Here is a 17,323-nt window from a genome sequence, read left to right as displayed (position 1 = left end):
AGTTTTGAGTGCGAGTTTGCTTTTATCCAACATAGGAAGCCATACCGGCAACTGCACCGAATTTTCACTTTTCACCAGTTGCAATACAAATGATGGCGCACGCAAAAGGTTGTCATAAAAATTGCAGGTTTGACGCCGAGAAGTGGCAACTCGGCGTCAATAAGTGTCACCTTATGTGTCGTTCCACACACACAACTACACGGCCCATAAATCTAGCCACACTTGGAAAAACCACAACTTGTGCAGGTCATACATCCTTCAACCATTTGCAAACTGTATTCGCCGCAAGATGGGCAAGCCTTACCACGAGGGGCTTCTGTAAGATTTACGACTTCCGCCTTAGGGTCGGACTTCAATCCCATACCTTCCCCTTCGATAAATCCCGTTTTCACCATATGAGTCTCAATCACACCACCGATCGCAGCAAGAATGGATGGAATGTATTTGCCCTGAACCCAGGCACCGCCACGAGGGTCGAACACGGCTTTCAGCTCTTCTACCACAAAAGACACATCGCCGCCGCGACGGAACACGGCTGAGATCATCCGGGTTAGAGCAAGCGTCCAAGCATAGTGCTCCATATTTTTGGAGTTGATAAACACTTCGAACGGGCGGCGGTGTCCACCAATTATAATATCATTGATTGTCAAGTAGATCGCATGCTCAGAATCTGGCCACTTCAACTTGTAGGTAGAGCCTTCCAAAGACTGTGGCCGATCCAGTGGATCTGACATATAGACCACATCTGCGCCTGTTGTCGCTTGGGGGGCTTCCGCACCTTCACCCGGCGCTTTTTCTGAGCTTTCAGAAACCGACAAGACCGATCCCGTCACATCATTAGGGCGATAAGTGGTGCACCCCTTACATCCCTGATCCCAAGCCTGCATATAGACATCTTTGAAATCATCAAATGAGATATCCTCGGGACAGTTAATGGTTTTTGAAATCGACGAGTCGATCCATTTCTGCGCTGCTGCTTGCATTTTCACATGATCGCTGGGCGCCAAGGTTTGCGCATTCACAAAATACTCGGGCAAGGTTTTTTCGCCGAATTTATCGCGCCAGAGCTGAACAGCATAGTCGACAACCTCCTCTTCGGTGCGGCTGCCGTCTTTCTGTAAAACCTTGCGCGTATAAGCATATGCAAAGACGGGCTCGATCCCGGAGGAGACATTCCCAGCGTATAATGAGATTGTACCCGTTGGTGCAATCGAGGTCAGCAAGGCATTGCGAATGCCATTCTCACGGATGGCATTGCGCACATCCTCGTCCATATTCATCATATTGCCTGAGGCCAGATATGCCTCAGCATCGAACAAAGGGAACGCGCCTTTTTCTTTTGCCAAATCCACCGACGCCAGATATGCGGCGCGCGCGATCGCGTGCAACCAGCGGTCGGTTTGACGCGCCGCCTCGTCAGAACCATATCTCAGACCCAGCATCAGCAACGCATCTGCCAGCCCGGTAACTCCCAGACCAATCCGGCGTTTGTTCTTCGCTTCCTGTGCTTGCGCATCTAATGGGAATTTGGAAACATCTACCACATTGTCCATCATCCGCACAGCCGTGCCAACGAGTTCTTTAAGCGCTTCGGGGTCAAGCTCTGCATTGGTTTCAAAAGGATTTGTTACCAAACGCGCCAGATTAACCGAGCCAAGCAAACACGCCCCATAAGGTGGCAAAGGTTGCTCACCACACGGGTTGGTCGCTGCGATCTGCTCTACGTAATTCAGGTTGTTGGATTTATTGATGCGGTCAATAAAGATCACCCCAGGCTCGGCATAGTCATACGTCGCCTGCATGATCTTATTCCACAGGTCACGTGCCTGAACGGTCTGATACACTTTGCCGTCAAAGACTAATTCCCATGATCCATCTGCTTTCACCGCTTCCATAAATGGATCGGTGATAAGCACGGACATGTTAAACATGCGCAGGCGCGCTGAATCCGCTTTTGCAGTGATAAAATCTTCTACATCCGGATGATCACACCGCATGGTCGCCATCATCGCGCCCCGGCGTGACCCGGCTGACATAATCGTGCGGCACATCGCATCCCACACGTCCATAAAGGACAATGGACCAGAGGCATCTGCAGCAACACCTTTTACATCAGCCCCACGTGGGCGGATGGTTGAGAAATCATACCCAATACCGCCGCCCTGCTGCATGGTCAGCGCGGCTTCTTTTAACATATCAAAAATGCCAGACATGCTGTCGGGAACTGTGCCCATCACAAAACAGTTAAACAGCGTCACCTGCCGCGCGGTGCCCGCACCTGCTGTAATCCGTCCGGCAGGAAGATATTTAAAATCCTCCAGCGCCTCATAAAATTTCACTTCCCAAGCTGCAGGATCTTTTTCTGCACGTGCCAGATCGCGCGCAATCCGGCGCCAACTGTCCTCTACGGTCACATCAATCGGAGATCCATCCGCATTCTTAAAGCGGTATTTCATATCCCAGATTTGTTCGGCAATGGGGGCAGCAAAGCGGCTCATTTGGGTGTGATTCCTTATGAATTTGAGGCAGTCAGAGTAGCAGAAGCTGATAGCTGCAGCTTTGAATTTTCTCAACGAGAAATTTACTGCTCGAGCAATTCTTTTCTCAGAATACCACAAGACCTTGTCTGCAGCAATTCTAGAGCTACTATATATAACTCGTATTCATGTTGAACGACTCTGGGGATAACCTGTGGACAAGACCGTAAACCTCGTCAAACTTTCAGTAGGAAGCGAGAGCGTGGAAACCCTTCAGGCCTGGCAAGATCTTCATCGCAAGAATTGGACAGATGGCTGCCCGCGCCACATAACCCGCATGTGGCCAAAGCGTGAAGCAGAACTCCTGAATGGTGGCTCAATTTACTGGGTCATCAAAGGGTTGATCCAATGTCGACAACGCATTTTACGATTAGATGAGGTAACATCAGAAGACGGCGTAAGGCGTTGCGCGATTGTTCTGGAACCTAAAGTACACAGCACACAAACCGCCCCCAAACGCCCTTTTCAAGGCTGGCGCTATCTCAAAACCGAAGATAGTCCAGCGGATCTCACAAAAGGATCCACAACCGAAGATCCACTCCCTCCCGAGCTGTCTCAAGCTCTTGCAGAAATTGGCGTGCTCTAGGCAAATCTATCACAGGCTTTGCTGCCAGACCCTAATCAGGCAAAGCATCGCAAATTGCGTTCCACAGCTCCTCGACAGGCTCCACTCCAACAGAAAGTCGTACAAACCCCGCAGGGACTGCATCGCCCCAACGTGCGCGACGCTCAGCCGACGTATGTACACCACCAAATGAGGTTGCTGGGCGGATCAAGGCACACGTGTTGATAAAGGCCTCTGCTTTGGCTTCAGTCTCAAAGGTCAAAGACATCAAAAACCCATGACGCAGGCATTGTTTCTGCGACAAAACATAGGCAGAATCACCAGGCAGTCCTGGATAGCGCAGCTTTGGTGCGCCTTGCAGCGCAGATAGGCGCTCTGCCAAGATTTGAGCAGAGGTGCACATACGATCAAACCGTACATCCAACGTCTCCATGCCGCGATGGAGCAACCATGCCGGCTGCGCCCCAGGAATAGAGCCTGAAAATGTCCGCCATTCTCTCATTGCTTCAATCAGGTCGGAACGACGACTGGCGATATGCCCCATGAGCAGATCAGAGTGCCCCCCCATCGCTTTGGTATCCGAAGCGACAACGATATCGATACCAAGATCAAGCGGGCGCTGCCCCAAAGGCGTCATCGTTGTGTTGTCTGCAATCGTAACCCCACCTGCAGCCCGCACATCCGCTGCAACCGCAGCCAAATCCATCATATCAAGGCCAGGGTTTGACGGCGTTTCTAAATAAACAACAGCAAAGCCTTCAAAGCCCCCTTCACTGAATCGCGCAGTCGGACGTTCTACAATTTCAACACCAAGGCGAGACAAAAAGCGATCAGACAGACGCCGTGTCACATAATACCCATCTGACGGGATCAGCAGGCGATCCCCCGTCTTGAGAGTTGCAAATAACGCCGCGGCGATGGCTGCCATTCCAGAGGGAAAGCTAATCGCCTCTGCTTGTTCCAAATGGCTAAGCATATGCTCCAGATGCTCCCACGTGGGATTGTCCGCACGTCCATAAGCCGCGGATCCATCTGGTAAACCAGGCAAATGATACATAGAGCTAGAAACCAAAGGCAGCGCAATAGGCGCACCTTTTTCCAGTGCTTGCCCCCGCAGATGCAACATAGCGCCCAAATCTACTGTGGAACGTGTGTCATGTGGGCCTGCCATTTGCCTGTCCTTTGAGCGATTGCGTTATCGTGCCATCAAAACCGGCTCCGCTCAAAAAGTACAAGCATGAAACACAAAGGGCGCGCCTGAAACTGTTCAAACGCGCCCTTGGCAAACAGATTTGCTTAGACAGAAAGCATCTGGATAAATTGCTTAAGCGTGTCTTTTTCTTCTGCGGTATAGGAGGCAACCCGACTGCGCCAGATCGTGGCTTGCGACTTTAGGATCAAACCATTGGACAGGATTTTCAAATGGTTCGCGCGCAGCGTTTCACCGGTAGAAGTGATATCCGCAATCATCTCAGCGGTTTCATTCTTAACAGTCCCTTCAGTCGCGCCCTGACTGTCGACCAGCTGGTAATCCGCAACACCTGTATCTGTCAGGAATTCTCGCACCAGACGGTGATACTTTGTCGCGATCCGCAAACGATGACCGTATTTTGAACGGAATTCCGCCGCGACACTATCCAGATCATCCAGCGTTTCCACGTCAATCCAGAACTGCGGCACAGCCAAGATCAGATCAGCATGTCCAAAGCCGAGCGGTGCAATTTCTTCAACCTGCTGTTCCCAACGGGCAAGTTTCTCATGAACAAGGTCCGTTCCGGTCACACCAAGATGAATGTTTCCCACAGCCAGTTCCCGTGGCACTTCTCCTGCGGATAAAAGCACCAGCTCAACACCGCCGATACCATCCACACGACCAGCATATTCACGGTCAGATCCAGTACGTGAAAGTGTCACACCACGCTTTGCAAACCAGTCAAACGTCTTTTCCATCAACCGCCCTTTAGACGGTACACCAAGTTTGAGGCTCATACTGTCTCCTCCTCAAGCTGCAGGATGAGATCAGGACGCAAGACACCGCCAACCGCCGGAATTTCACTCCCCTGCCCCAGTTGACGGGTCAGCGCATCATAACGCCCCCCCAAGGCAATGGCAGGCAGATCAGGGCGCCCCCGGGCATAAAAGCCAAAGACAAACCCGTCGTAGTACTCCATCGAAGTTCGCCCATAAGAGGCCTCGAATTCAAGCGTCTCAACATCAATGCCACGCGCGCGCATCGCATTTGCACGCGCATCCAGCTGCTCCAGCGCAGGTAAAATTGCAGGTAAATCAACAGCAACATCGCGCAGCTGTTCGATTGCAAAAGGGATCGTCTCACGCACATTCAAAAGCGCTTCGAGCGCAGCGACTTCATGCTCATCAATCGCAGGTGCCTGTGCATCGGCACGCAATTGTTCGACTCGCGCATCTATATCAACCGAGCTGCGCTTCCCGATTTCAGGTGCCGTCCCGGTTACACACCCCTCAGTCGAGAGAAGCGCCTGTCGGCTGGGATGCACATCGATGCGACCCGAAAATTGATCAAGCAAGCATTTAAAACGACGCGGCCGCCATATGTGGCGCATCAGCGCTGCCTTGCGTAAGTCCGTCGTTTTCAGACCCTGCACAGCGGCTTTTAAAATACCAATATCACCACAGATGGCGCGCAGAGGCAGATCACGAAGCTGCAATGTGATCAGTGCAAACACTTCTGCATCTGACGCCGCTGGGTTAACACGGTCAAAGACCTCATACCCAACTTGCACATATTCATTGGCGCGCTCTGTGTCTTGTTCCTGACGCCGGAACACTTCCCCTGCATAGGTATAGCGTGCAGGTTCTGCGCCTTCGCGCATATGCATCTGAACAACAGGCACCGTAAAATCCGGGCGCAGCATCTGCTCGCCGCGCAAGGCATCTGATGTGACATAAGCCCGTGCACGAATGTCTTCGCCATATAGATCCAAAAGCGCATCGGAAGGCTGCAGGATCGGAGGCTCCACCAAAACCGCACCCGCCGCTTCAAAACTGGTGCGAAACCGTTGCGCACGAGAAAGTATATCTGATCGATTTGCCATGGTCTTAATCCTGGCTTTCTAGGATTTCACGTACCTTAGCGATCAAATCGCCGCGGGGTACGGTGAACTGGCTGGGACGTTCTTTCCACTCTTCCAGAGTGGCATTTTCGGCAATCTTAGCTCCCAAAATCAAATCCTTGATCTGGATGATGCCTTGTGCTTTTTCATCCCCGCCTTCAATAACCGCAACGGGAGAGTTGCGCTTGTCCGCGTATTTCAGCTGGTTCCCAAAATTCTTTGGGTTGCCAAGATAGACCTCTGCCCGAATACCTGCATTGCGCAGCTCAGCCACGATGGCCTGATAATCAGCCATCCTGTCACGATCCATGACAGTGACGACAACCGGCCCTTTGGCCTGCGCTGAAATCCTGCCCTTTTCGCGCAAAGCTGCCAAAAGGCGATCCACACCGATCGAAACCCCAGTCGCTGGCACTTCCTGACCGGTAAAACGTTTCACCAAACCATCATAACGCCCACCGCCGGAAACAGATCCAAATTGACGCTTGCGCCCCTTCTCATCCAGAATTTCAAAGGTCAGCTCTGCTTCAAACACGGGACCGGTATAATACCCAAGGCCACGTACGATGGAGGGATCAATCAGGATCTGATCCGCGCTATAGCCACCAGCTGTTACCAGTTCACCGATCAATTCCAACTCAGCGATACCATCAGCGCCAACTTTGCTCCCGCCAACAGCAGCACGCAGATTGGCCATGGTGCCTGCCACATCATCCGCACGGGAGGTCAAAAAGGCGATCACTGGATCCGCTTGCGCGTCTCCCAGCCCCACGCCATCGATATAAGCACCAGACGCATCCAGACGCCCTTTGCCCAGCAATTCGCGCACGCCGCTTTCGCCAACTTTGTCAAACTTATCGATCGTGCGCAGCACATCGTCACGCTTAGGATCATCTTCGGCAAGCCCCATTGCTTCCAAAACGCCATTCAGAACTTTACGATTGTTGACCCGCACCAGATAGTCACCGCGTGGAATACCCACGGTTTCCAGCGTGTCTGACAACATCATGCAGATCTCAGCATCAGCCGCCATAGAAGCCGTGCCGACGGTATCCGCATCACACTGATAAAACTGGCGATAGCGACCAGGGCCCGGTTTTTCGTTCCGCCACACAGGCCCCATCGCATACCGACGGTAAGGGTTGGGCAGGTCATTGCGGTGCTGGGCATAAACCCGTGCTAAAGGCGCAGTGAGATCATAACGCAGGGCCATCCAATCACCCTTATCGTTCTCATCAAATTCCTGCCACGCAAAGACACCTTCATTGGGACGATCAACATCAGGCAGGAACTTGCCCAGCGCCTCTACGGTTTCAACAGCCGAAGACTCCAGTGCGTCAAAGCCATAATGATGATACACACCTGCTATCGCCTGCAACATCTCTGTGCGCTGGCTTACCTCTGCTCCAAAATAATCACGAAACCCCTTCGGCGTCTGCGCCTTGGGACGGGGTTGCTTCTTGATCTTGGCCATCTCGGCCTCCTCGCAGGTGGTGATAAAACGTGGCTCCGCGTCTAGCCCATGCACGCCCAAGCGGCAAGTCGTGCATGCCAATCCAGAGTAAATCCGCCATGCATTCAACGTTTCACGGGAAACCATTCTGCAGACAAGCCATAGACCCCACCCCGCAAACACCCTATCAGAAGGTGCCCGCCGCTCTTGGAGATTGATAAATGCAGCATCTGGAAGAACAAATTGCCCACCTCACCCGTAATCTGGATGAGATGAGCACAATTGTCGCACAGCAACAGACAGATATCGCATTGCTGCAGCGTCGTGTCCAAATGTTGATGGAACGCGAAGCCCAACGTGAAAGCGATGCGGGCGGCGGAGTGGTCTTTGGCGATGAACGACCGCCGCACTATTAAGCAGCGCTTTGTTGTCCGCTCCTTAGAAAGATTCGCTTTCAGGGCCAAAGAATTCATAATGAATGCGTTCTGCAGCAACACCACGCGCCTTTAACCCCGTAACAATCGAACGCATAAATGGGGTTGGACCGCAGATATAGTAATCTGCTGTCTTTGACTTGGTCTCGTCAGCCAGCCAATCCGCAGAGATCTGACCTTTGTGTTCATAATCCACGCCAACCGCATCGGCGGCCTCTGGCGTATCGTAAAACACCACCGAGCGATCAGCCAACGCCCGATGGTGCGCGCCCATTGCGTGATGCGTTCCACTGCGCGCAGCATGAATATAAGTGATCGGCACACCTGCTCCAGATGTTGCTTCCAACATGGAAATCATAGGCGTCAATCCAACGCCGCCAGACACAAGAACCACCTCAGATTTGTCTTTCAGATCCAGATAAAAATGTCCCGCAGGCGCAGCCACATCAATTTCATCGCCCACTTGTGCCACTGTATGCAACCAGCCTGAAGCCTTGCCCTGTGGCGCGTGCTTGACCGTGATCCGATATGCATCCCCATTTGGAGCACACGAGATTGAGTAGTTTCGGCGTACGGTCTCCACTTCTGTTATGGACAGCAGCACTGTCAGGTATTGCCCCGGCAAATGCTTTGCAACGGCACCGCCATCGACAGGTTTCAATACAAATGACGCAATTTCAGCGGTTTCCTGATGTTTTTCAGTAATCATAAAACGGCGCCAGCCGTCCCACCCCCCAGGCGCTGATGCGCTTGCCTCATAGAGTGTCTTTTCACGATCAATAAGAACAGAAGCGAGAAACCGATAAGCCGTCTGCCAGGCTGCAGCAATCTCTGGCGTTGCGGCCTCACCAAGCACATCACCAAGCGCAGCCATCAATGCTTTTTCCACCGCATCATAATGATGTGGCATGATTTGCAAGGCCACATGTTTTTGTGCGATCCGCTCAATTGCAGCTGCCAAGACCTGAGGCTGACGGATGTTTTGCGCATATGCCAAAATTGCTCCTGCAAGGGCCTTATGCTGCGGAGACTCTCCTTCCTGATGCGACATGTTGAACAAAGACCGAATTTCGGGATCTGCTAACAAGTGATGATACAAACGCTGAACCACCTGCCCCCCTGCAGCTTCCAATGCAGGTACAGTGGCTTCGATAGTGGCTAAAGTCGCTTCGCTTAACGGGGCAGTCATAGGGCTCTCCATAATGGATATTTTATGTATCTATTTTATGAGCATTCCAAATCAGATATTCAATATACCTCTTTAGTGGCAGACAATCTGTCGCACCCCCTGTTCACTTTCAGCCTGCGGCATTAGGCCAAGGTTTGACTTCACAAGGAGCCTAAGCAATGCGCTTGACTGATATGACAGATATTGCGTTTCGCACGCTCATCTTTGCTGGGTCGCATCCTGACCGCATCATCAAAGTGGAAGAGGTCGTGACATTCTACAATCTGCCCCATGGTACGGTAAAAAAAGTGGCAACCAATCTCACACAAGCCGGGATTTTAGTCGCTCAACGTGGCAGATCTGGAGGCCTGCGCTTAGCCCACGCCCCTGAACAGATTAACCTTGGCACAGTAACACGCGCTATTGAACCTGATTTCGGTCTGGTAGAATGCATGCGCCCCCAAAACAAATGTGTAATCACAGGAACCTGCCGCCTTAAATCGCCCCTGATTGAAGCGCAGAGTGCCTTTCTCGCGGTGCTGGACCGTTACACGCTGGCCGATATTTTATTGTCGCCTTTAGATTTTGGCCTCAAAAACACTGATGATCTGCTGCCCTAAATTTCTTCAACATCCAAAACACCATCCAGTGATTTCAGCGCGCCTTTGATCTGTGGGTTGATCGGAAACATCTGACCAAGATCCATCTCTACATCGCCGGGCAGCTTTGGATCTTGTAGATATACATAGATCTCACCCGGAGATGCAGAACGGGCGGCTGATTTGGCATCTTCTAAGACACGTGCAATGGTAGGGACCGCGCTGGCATCATCCAGATAAAGCCGCAATGAGCTGCGTCCGGCATCTGCAATAGCAGCATCCACAGGTCCGACAGAACGGATCAGCAATTTTAACTGATCACTTTCCATCGTGGCTTCTGCCGTAATGACGACCTTAGACCCCGTATCCAGAAACTCGCGCGATTTTTCCAGCACTTCAGAAAACAGCGTTACCTCAAAGGCCCCTGAAGGGTCTGACAATTGCGCAAAAGCGAACCTGTTTCCGCGCGCGGATTTGCGCTCTTGCCGCCCAGCAACAACACCCGCCATTTTTGCCATAAATGGCCCTCGCGCTGCTTTTGCTTCGACCTCATCCAACGTCATAACATCTTTGCGCTTCAGCGCAGGCATATAGTCATCCAAAGGATGACCGGACAGGTAAAACCCAATCGCGCGAAACTCTTCAGCAAGCCGTTCCGCTGGCAACCAATCCGGAACACCTGCCATGCGCGGCTCCGGCAGATCATCCCCTGCTTCCCCAAAGAGCGAGACCTGATTAGAATTTTTCTGCTCATGAATAGCGGCAGAATAAGCAACCAACCCTTCAAGGCTATCAAAAACCCGACGCCGGTTTTTATCAAGCTGATCAAAGGCACCTGCCCGCGCCAACATTTCCAAGGGCCGCTTACCCACCTTTTTCAGATCCACCCGACGCGCCAAGTCAAACAAAGTCGCAAATGGCCGATCATCCCGGCCAGCCACAATAAGGTTCATCGCCTCGGTGCCAACGTTTTTCAACGCGCCCAGCGCATAGACCAGTTTTCCATCAACCACATCAAAGGTCGCCAAAGATCGATTTACACAGGGCGGCACATATGCAAGCTTCAACCCCTTGCGCACCTCTTCGAAATAGATCGCCAGCTTTTCGGTTAGGTGGATATCGCAGTTCATGACCCCTGCCATGAACTCAACCGGATGATTGGCTTTCAGCCAGCCGGTCTGGTAGCTTACAACCGCATAGGCGGCCGCGTGGGATTTGTTAAACCCGTAGTTGGCAAATTTCTCAAGCAAATCGAAAACTTCGGAGGCCTTTTTCGCAGGCACCCCGTTTTCTGCCGCGCCTTTTTCAAATTTCGGACGCTCAGCATCCATCGCCTCTTTGATCTTTTTACCCATCGCACGGCGCAGCAGGTCAGCGCCACCAAGAGAGTAACCAGCCATCACCTGAGCGATCTGCATAACCTGTTCCTGATAAACGATAATACCTTGTGTTTCTTCAAGAATATGATCGATCAAAGGATGCACAGATTGAATTTTGCGCTGGCCGTTTTTCACCTCACAATACGTGGGAATATTCTCCATCGGGCCGGGACGATAAAGCGCAACGAGCGCAACGATATCTTCGATACAAGTGGGTTTCATGCGCTTAAGCGCATCCATCATGCCGGTGGATTCCACCTGAAACACCGCAACGGTTTTCGCCGCAGAATAAAGATCATATGTCGCCTTATCATCCAGCGGAATGGCGTTGATTTCATTCACAGCGCCCTCGGGCGGCTCATAAAGGCTTCGCCCATCTTCTGATACATGGATGTCCCGCCCTGATTTTATAATCAGGTTCATCGCGTTCTGGATCACGGTCAGGGTTTTCAGGCCAAGAAAGTCGAATTTCACCAACCCGGCCTGTTCCACCCATTTCATATTGAACTGTGTCGCAGGCATGTCTGAACGCGGATCTTGATACAGCGGCACCAAGGCATCCAAAGGCCGATCGCCAATCACAACCCCCGCTGCGTGGGTTGAGGCATTTCGCAATAGTCCCTCTACCTGCTGGCCATAGGTCAACAGCCGATCGACCACAGGTTCGTTGCGCGCTTCTTCTTTCAGACGGGGTTCATCCACCAGCGCTTTTTCAATGGAAACGGGTTTGACACCTTCCACTGGAATCATCTTGGACAGACGATCCACTTGACCAAAGGGCATTTGCAGCACCCGGCCAATATCGCGCACCGCCGCTTTGGACAACAACGCACCAAAGGTGATAATCTGCCCCACCTTATCACGGCCATATTTCTCTTGCACGTAGCGGATCACCTCTTCGCGCCGATCCATGCAAAAATCGATGTCAAAGTCAGGCATTGAAACCCGTTCCGGGTTCAAGAACCGTTCAAACAGGAGAGAATAGCGCAATGGATCAAGGTCGGTGATCGTCAGCGCATAAGCCACCAAAGAGCCCGCGCCCGACCCCCGCCCCGGCCCCACCGGAATGCCCTGATCTTTGCCCCATTGGATAAAGTCCGCAACGATCAGAAAATAGCCCGGAAAGCCCATGCCTTCGATAATGCCCAGTTCAAAATCCAAGCGCTCTTGATATTCTTCAACGCTCACCGCATGCGGGATTACCGCAAGACGTTTTTGCAGGCCCTCATTGGCAATGCGCCGCAATTCTGCGACCTCATCATCGGCAAATTTTGGCAAAATCGGATCGCGCAGATAGGCCTTAAACGCACACCGCTGCGCAATCTCAACCGTATTTTCAATCGCTTCTGGGAGGTCCGCAAAAAGCGTGATCATCTCTTCCTGGCTTTTGAAGTAATGCTGCGGCGTCAGGCGACGGCGCCCTTCCATCTGATCCACATAAGCGCCCTCAGCGATGCAGATCAGCGCATCATGCGCCTCGTACATATCTGCCTTGGGGAAATAGACGTCATTGGTCGCAACCAAGGGCAGATCCATCGCGTAGGCCATCTCAACATGGCCACGTTCTGTCAGACGTTCCGCTTCGGGTTGGCCATCCTCTCCCGGGTGGCGCTGTAACTCTACATAGAGGCGATCTGGAAAAATCGCCTTAAGGCGATGCATCAAAGCTTCAGCCGCATCACGCTGACCTTGCCGTAACAACATACCAACAGGTCCAAGCGGGCCGCCGCTCAAACAAATAAGCCCTGCTGAATTGGCTGCTAACTCCTCTAACGTGACCTGCGGTAGCTGCCCCCCCTTATCGACGTAAAGACAGGAAGACAGCTTCATCAGATGTTCATAACCGGTCTCGTTCTGCGCAAGCAAAACAACAGGAGCAGGCAATTTAGGCTTACCGCCCGGCTCGGCTTCTTGAAAAGTGAGATCCACCTGACAGCCAACGATCGGCTGGACACCTGCCTTTGATGCTGTGACCGAAAATTCCAATGCAGAAAACATTGCGTTGGTGTCTGTGACCGCAATCGCCGGCATGTCATTTGCCAAGCATAAGTCCGGCAGTTTTTTCAACCGCAAAGCGCCTTCCAGCAAAGAATATTCCGTATGAGTGCGCAGGTGTATGAATCGAGGAGCTGTCATACCATGAAAGCTACCTCAGCAAGCGATTACGAGCCACCGTGATTTACGCGATTGTGCCAATGCGTTTCACTCCATCACAAAAAATCCGGCAAATGGTAATGGTTCCGGTCTCCTTGCCGACATCCTTGGAAGAGGGAGTATGCGCAAATTCCAAGCAGCTCAGCAATTTTTTCAGGTTTTCCTTGCCAGAGGGCGGCACAGCTCCGTACAGTCTCGATTGAACTGAACAATACAGTGCCGCCTCTGGTCTACGTCGCATCGACCAAAGGCACAACCGGCCTCATTTTTGGTATGGCGACAGGGTGTCATAATGGACATCACCTTTCTTCTGAACGGAGAGAGCGTGGCACTGAAAGATGTGCCGCCAACTTTAACCCTTTTGGATTGGCTGCGTGAGACACGCGGATTGACCGGCACAAAAGAAGGCTGCAACGAAGGCGACTGCGGCGCCTGTACTGTGATGGTCAGCGATGAAAACGGCCATGCGGCGCAAAATGCATGCATCCTGTTTTTACCGCAGCTGCACGGACGGTCCGTTCGCACAGTCGAAGGTGTAGCCGCTGCAAATGGCATGTTGCACCCGATACAAGATGCGCTGATCCAATATCATGGCAGCCAATGCGGATTTTGCACACCGGGATTTGTGATGTCTATGGTCACGGCCCATGCAAATGGCGAGACCGATTACAACGATCAACTGGCAGGCAACTTGTGCCGCTGTACCGGCTATGCCCCAATCCTACGTGCCGCCAAAGCTGCGCAAAACGCACCCGTGCCTGAATGGATCGCCAACGCGCCACAAATCGCCACACCCAGCGCAGACCCTATGCGCCCGGACAGCGCGGATGCGCTTGCAGCCATATACATAAAAACGCCAACAGCTCGGCTGGTGGCTGGAGCCACGGATCTTGGCCTTGACGTAACCAAGAAATTGCAAAACCCCGATCCTGTGATCTTTTTACAAGGGTGCGACGATCTGAAAACCATCACAGACACAGGTGAGACACTTGAGGTCGGTGCGATGACAACCATCAGCGCTCTTCGTGCTGCGGTACGTGAAGATTTCCCTGCGTTTACCGACATGTTGCGTCGCTTTGCCAGTCAGCAAGTGCGCAACGCAGCAACGCTCGGTGGGAATGTAGCCAACGGATCTCCCATCGGGGATTGTCCGCCAGTGCTGATCGCGCTTGGAGCACAGATGACCCTCAGAAAAGGCGAGACACGCCGTCAATTAGCCGTCGAAGATTTCTTCATTGAATACGGCAAACAAGATCGCGCGCCGGGTGAATTTGTCGAACGTTTTACCCTTCCCAAAACCGCAGAGGCCCTGCGGGTTTACAAACTTTCAAAACGGTTTGATCAGGACATTTCTGCAGTTCTGGGCGCGTTCAATGTACACATCAAAAACGGGACCATCATAGCAGCGCGGCTGGCCTTTGGCGGCTTGGCTGGCGTACCCAAACGCGCCGCAGCCGCAGAAGCCGCATTGCTTGGCCAACCATGGACGCGCACAACGCTGGCCCAAGCGCAACACGCACTTGCGCAAGACTTTACACCGCTCAGCGATATGCGCGCTTCGGCCGACTATCGTTTAGGCGCAGCTGCAGAACTGTTGGCACGCTACTTTGATGATCTTGCAGGCACTGCCACATCTGTTCTTGAGGTGCAGCCATGAGCGTTACCAAACCCCTGCCCCATGATGCCGCAAAACTGCATGTGACGGGGGCCGCCCGATATGTCGATGACATCCCCACACCACGCGACTGCCTACATCTCGCCTTTGGTCTGGCTGAAATCGCACGTGGGCACATCAGTTCGAAAGACCTAGATACAGTTCGGCGCAGTCCAGATGTTATCGCAGTAGTGGAAGCAAAAGATCTGCCCTTTAGCAATGATGTATCAGCTTCCATTCATGACGAACCTATGCTGTCTGACGGTGAAATCCACTATTTGGGCCAGCCCATATTTTTGGTTGTGGCACGCAGCCATCGCGCTGCACGGATTGCAGCCCGTAAAGCAAAGATCACCTACCAAGATACCCCGCCCATTCTGACAGTAGATCAGGCACTCGCAGCAAACAGCCGTTTTGAAGAGGGCCCGCGGATCTGGTCATCGGGCGATGCGGAAACCGCGATCTCGCACGCGCCGCATCACGTCAGCGCCTGTTTTGAAATTGGCGGACAAGAACATTTTTATCTTGAAGGTCAGGCTGCGCTTGCGCTTCCACAAGAGGACGGCGGATTTCACATCCATTCCTCAACCCAGCATCCCACTGAAATACAGCACAAAGTCGCAGAAGCCATCGGCCTGCCTATGCACAGTGTCCGTGTGGAAACCAGACGCATGGGGGGTGGCTTTGGCGGAAAGGAAAGCCAGGGAAACGCCCTTGCGGTCGCATGTGCGGTAGCGGCACGGTTGACAGATCATCCCTGTAAAATGCGTTATGACCGCGACGATGACATGATCATCACCGGCAAGCGTCATGCTTTTCGCATCACATATGAGGTTGGATTTGATGACACCGGTCGCGTGCAGGGGCTTTCTTTTCTGCATCACGTGAATTGTGGCTGGGCGCAGGATCTATCGTTGCCGGTGGCAGATCGCGCCATGTTGCATTCGGATAATGCCTACCACCTGCCCAATATCCGTATTGAAAGCCATCGGCTAAAAACCAACCTGCAAAGCGCTACGGCGTTTCGGGGATTTGGTGGCCCACAAGGTATGGTTGGCATTGAACGGGTTATGGATCATATCGCACACCACCTTGACCTGGATCCCGTCACAGTACGCCAACGCAACTATTACCCCGCCCCCTCGGCTGCACCGGTTACGACGCCATATGGCATGCCGGTCACGGATTTCGAGCTGCATGGGATCACGGAAAAACTGCTCATAGACGCCGATTACAAAACGCGCCATGCAGAGATTGAGTCGTGGAACGCAAGCCAAACTCACCTGAAACGAGGACTTGGGTTCTCACCCGTTAAGTTTGGCATCTCGTTTACCCTGACACACCTGAACCAAGCGGGAGCTTTGGTCCATGTCTACAATGATGGCTCCATTCATCTGAACCATGGCGGCACTGAGATGGGCCAGGGCTTGTTCCAGAAAGTCGCACAAGTGGCGGCAAGTCGTTTTGGTGTATCTATGGATCGTGTAAAAATCACCGCTACCGACACGGCAAAAGTCCCCAATACATCCGCCACTGCAGCTTCTTCGGGATCTGACTTAAATGGCATGGCTGTTATGGATGCCTGCGATCAAATCCGCGCGCGTATGGTCGCCCATTTGACAAGCCAACCACCATGCACTGGCTCTGATGAAGTCACTTTTGCGGACAATCATGTACTGATCGGTGACAAACGCCTCTCTTTCGCAGAGGCTGCAAAACAGTGTTACGAGGCCCGCGTCAGCCTGTCCGCAACGGGGTTTTACAAGACACCTGATCTAAAGTGGGACCGGATCAAGGGGCAAGGACGGCCGTTTTATTATTTTGCCTATGGCGCTGCGCTTAGTGAAGTGGTTGTGGATCTGCGCACCGGTGAAAATCGTATTCTACGTGCAGATCTGTTGCATGATGCTGGCAGCTCCCTCAATCCTGCATTGGATATCGGTCAGGTTGAAGGCGGATATGTCCAAGGCGCAGGCTGGCTCACGACAGAGGAACTGGTTTGGGACGACAAAGGCCACCTTCGCACGCATGCGCCCTCAACCTATAAAATCCCTGCCTGTTCAGATGCGCCCGATATTTTCAATGTAGCACTTTGGGATCAAGCCAACCCTGCTCGCACGATCTATCGCTCAAAAGCGGTGGGCGAACCTCCTTTCATGCTTGGCATTTCAGTCTATCTTGCGCTCAGCGATGCCGTTGCGCAGGCAGGCAATGCCTACCCTGCACTCAATGCGCCAGCCACGCCCGAAGAACTGTGGTCTGCCTGTCAGCGCCTCCGCGAGGTGTAA

Annotated in this window: 12 protein-coding genes; 5 read left to right on the top strand and 7 right to left on the bottom strand. The window is 52.6% G+C overall.

The window, feature by feature from the left end; translation table 11 throughout:
- Positions 1 to 212: 212 nt before the first annotated feature.
- The gene (locus BLP79_RS02200) at positions 213 to 2,498 is read right to left on the bottom strand and encodes an adenosylcobalamin-dependent ribonucleoside-diphosphate reductase (protein ID WP_090215467.1); all 2,286 of its coding nucleotides are present in this window, start codon (positions 2,496 to 2,498) and stop codon (positions 213 to 215) included.
- A gap of 193 nt (positions 2,499 to 2,691) precedes the next feature.
- On the opposite strand from BLP79_RS02200, the gene BLP79_RS02195 reads away from it, so the two are divergent.
- Positions 2,692 to 3,123 (top strand): DUF1489 family protein, encoded by a 432-nt coding sequence (locus tag BLP79_RS02195; protein WP_090215464.1) that lies wholly within the window; start codon positions 2,692 to 2,694, stop codon positions 3,121 to 3,123.
- Between the two features lie 31 nt (positions 3,124 to 3,154).
- On the opposite strand, the gene BLP79_RS02190 is transcribed toward BLP79_RS02195, so the two are convergent.
- The 4 genes from BLP79_RS02190 to hisS all read right to left on the bottom strand — a co-directional run bounded on the left by BLP79_RS02190 (position 3,155) and on the right by hisS (position 7,668).
- A complete protein-coding gene (locus tag BLP79_RS02190) occupies positions 3,155 to 4,273 on the bottom strand; it encodes a cystathionine gamma-lyase (protein ID WP_090215461.1) in 1,119 nt (372 codons plus the stop codon).
- A 125-nt stretch (positions 4,274 to 4,398) separates the two neighbouring features.
- On the bottom strand, positions 4,399 to 5,091 hold the full coding sequence (hisG, locus tag BLP79_RS02185; protein WP_090215460.1) for an ATP phosphoribosyltransferase: 693 nt from the start codon (positions 5,089 to 5,091) through the stop codon (positions 4,399 to 4,401).
- The gene (locus BLP79_RS02180) at positions 5,088 to 6,176 is read right to left on the bottom strand and encodes an ATP phosphoribosyltransferase regulatory subunit (RefSeq protein ID WP_090215453.1); all 1,089 of its coding nucleotides are present in this window, start codon (positions 6,174 to 6,176) and stop codon (positions 5,088 to 5,090) included. The genes hisG and BLP79_RS02180 overlap by 4 nt, the downstream gene beginning before the upstream one ends.
- Positions 6,177 to 6,180: 4 nt before the next feature.
- Positions 6,181 to 7,668 (bottom strand): histidine--tRNA ligase, encoded by a 1,488-nt coding sequence (gene hisS, locus BLP79_RS02175; protein WP_090215744.1) that lies wholly within the window; start codon positions 7,666 to 7,668, stop codon positions 6,181 to 6,183.
- A gap of 200 nt (positions 7,669 to 7,868) precedes the next feature.
- On the opposite strand from hisS, the gene BLP79_RS02170 reads away from it, so the two are divergent.
- The gene (locus BLP79_RS02170; protein ID WP_090215451.1) at positions 7,869 to 8,063 is read left to right on the top strand and encodes a SlyX family protein; all 195 of its coding nucleotides are present in this window, start codon (positions 7,869 to 7,871) and stop codon (positions 8,061 to 8,063) included.
- Between the two features lie 22 nt (positions 8,064 to 8,085).
- On the opposite strand, the gene hmpA is transcribed toward BLP79_RS02170, so the two are convergent.
- Positions 8,086 to 9,270, bottom strand: a complete 1,185-nt coding sequence (hmpA, locus tag BLP79_RS02165; RefSeq protein WP_090215447.1) for an NO-inducible flavohemoprotein — start codon at positions 9,268 to 9,270, stop codon at positions 8,086 to 8,088.
- Positions 9,271 to 9,428: 158 nt separating this feature from the next.
- On the opposite strand from hmpA, the gene BLP79_RS02160 reads away from it, so the two are divergent.
- Positions 9,429 to 9,869, top strand: coding sequence for an RrF2 family transcriptional regulator (locus tag BLP79_RS02160; RefSeq protein WP_090215444.1), 441 nt, complete (start codon positions 9,429 to 9,431; stop codon positions 9,867 to 9,869).
- On the opposite strand, the gene dnaE is transcribed toward BLP79_RS02160, so the two are convergent.
- The gene (gene dnaE, locus BLP79_RS02155) at positions 9,866 to 13,363 is read right to left on the bottom strand and encodes a DNA polymerase III subunit alpha (protein WP_090215441.1); all 3,498 of its coding nucleotides are present in this window, start codon (positions 13,361 to 13,363) and stop codon (positions 9,866 to 9,868) included. The genes BLP79_RS02160 and dnaE overlap by 4 nt on opposite strands.
- Positions 13,364 to 13,673: 310 nt before the next feature.
- Here dnaE and xdhA point away from each other — a divergent pair, with 310 nt between their 5' ends.
- Positions 13,674 to 15,038 carry a xanthine dehydrogenase small subunit gene (xdhA, locus tag BLP79_RS02150; protein WP_090215438.1) on the top strand — a complete coding sequence of 455 codons (1,365 nt, stop codon included), beginning with the start codon at positions 13,674 to 13,676 and terminating at the stop codon, positions 15,036 to 15,038.
- Positions 15,035 to 17,323, top strand: a complete 2,289-nt coding sequence (gene xdhB, locus BLP79_RS02145) for a xanthine dehydrogenase molybdopterin binding subunit (RefSeq protein ID WP_090215436.1) — start codon at positions 15,035 to 15,037, stop codon at positions 17,321 to 17,323. Before xdhA ends, xdhB begins: the two co-directional genes overlap by 4 nt.

The organism is Epibacterium ulvae (genome assembly GCF_900102795.1).
GTDB lineage: Bacteria > Pseudomonadota > Alphaproteobacteria > Rhodobacterales > Rhodobacteraceae > Epibacterium > Epibacterium ulvae.
Note: the sequence above shows the minus strand (reverse complement) of the source record. Positions and strands in the feature narration are given on the sequence as shown.

What these genes read in the sequence shown, in the direction of transcription:
- BLP79_RS02200 (WP_090215467.1), bottom strand. Translation starts at nt 2,498, where the DNA reads ATGAGCCGCTTTGCTGCCCCCATTGCCGAACAAATCTGGGATATGAAA.
- BLP79_RS02190 (WP_090215461.1), bottom strand. Translation starts at nt 4,273, where the DNA reads ATGGCAGGCCCACATGACACACGTTCCACAGTAGATTTGGGCGCTATG.
- hisG (WP_090215460.1), bottom strand. Translation starts at nt 5,091, where the DNA reads ATGAGCCTCAAACTTGGTGTACCGTCTAAAGGGCGGTTGATGGAAAAG.
- BLP79_RS02180 (WP_090215453.1), bottom strand. Translation starts at nt 6,176, where the DNA reads ATGGCAAATCGATCAGATATACTTTCTCGTGCGCAACGGTTTCGCACC.
- hisS (WP_090215744.1), bottom strand. Translation starts at nt 7,668, where the DNA reads ATGGCCAAGATCAAGAAGCAACCCCGTCCCAAGGCGCAGACGCCGAAG.
- BLP79_RS02170 (WP_090215451.1), top strand. Translation starts at nt 7,869, where the DNA reads ATGCAGCATCTGGAAGAACAAATTGCCCACCTCACCCGTAATCTGGAT.
- hmpA (WP_090215447.1), bottom strand. Translation starts at nt 9,270, where the DNA reads ATGACTGCCCCGTTAAGCGAAGCGACTTTAGCCACTATCGAAGCCACT.
- BLP79_RS02160 (WP_090215444.1), top strand. Translation starts at nt 9,429, where the DNA reads ATGCGCTTGACTGATATGACAGATATTGCGTTTCGCACGCTCATCTTT.
- dnaE (WP_090215441.1), bottom strand. Translation starts at nt 13,363, where the DNA reads ATGACAGCTCCTCGATTCATACACCTGCGCACTCATACGGAATATTCT.
- xdhA (WP_090215438.1), top strand. Translation starts at nt 13,674, where the DNA reads ATGGACATCACCTTTCTTCTGAACGGAGAGAGCGTGGCACTGAAAGAT.
- xdhB (WP_090215436.1), top strand. Translation starts at nt 15,035, where the DNA reads ATGAGCGTTACCAAACCCCTGCCCCATGATGCCGCAAAACTGCATGTG.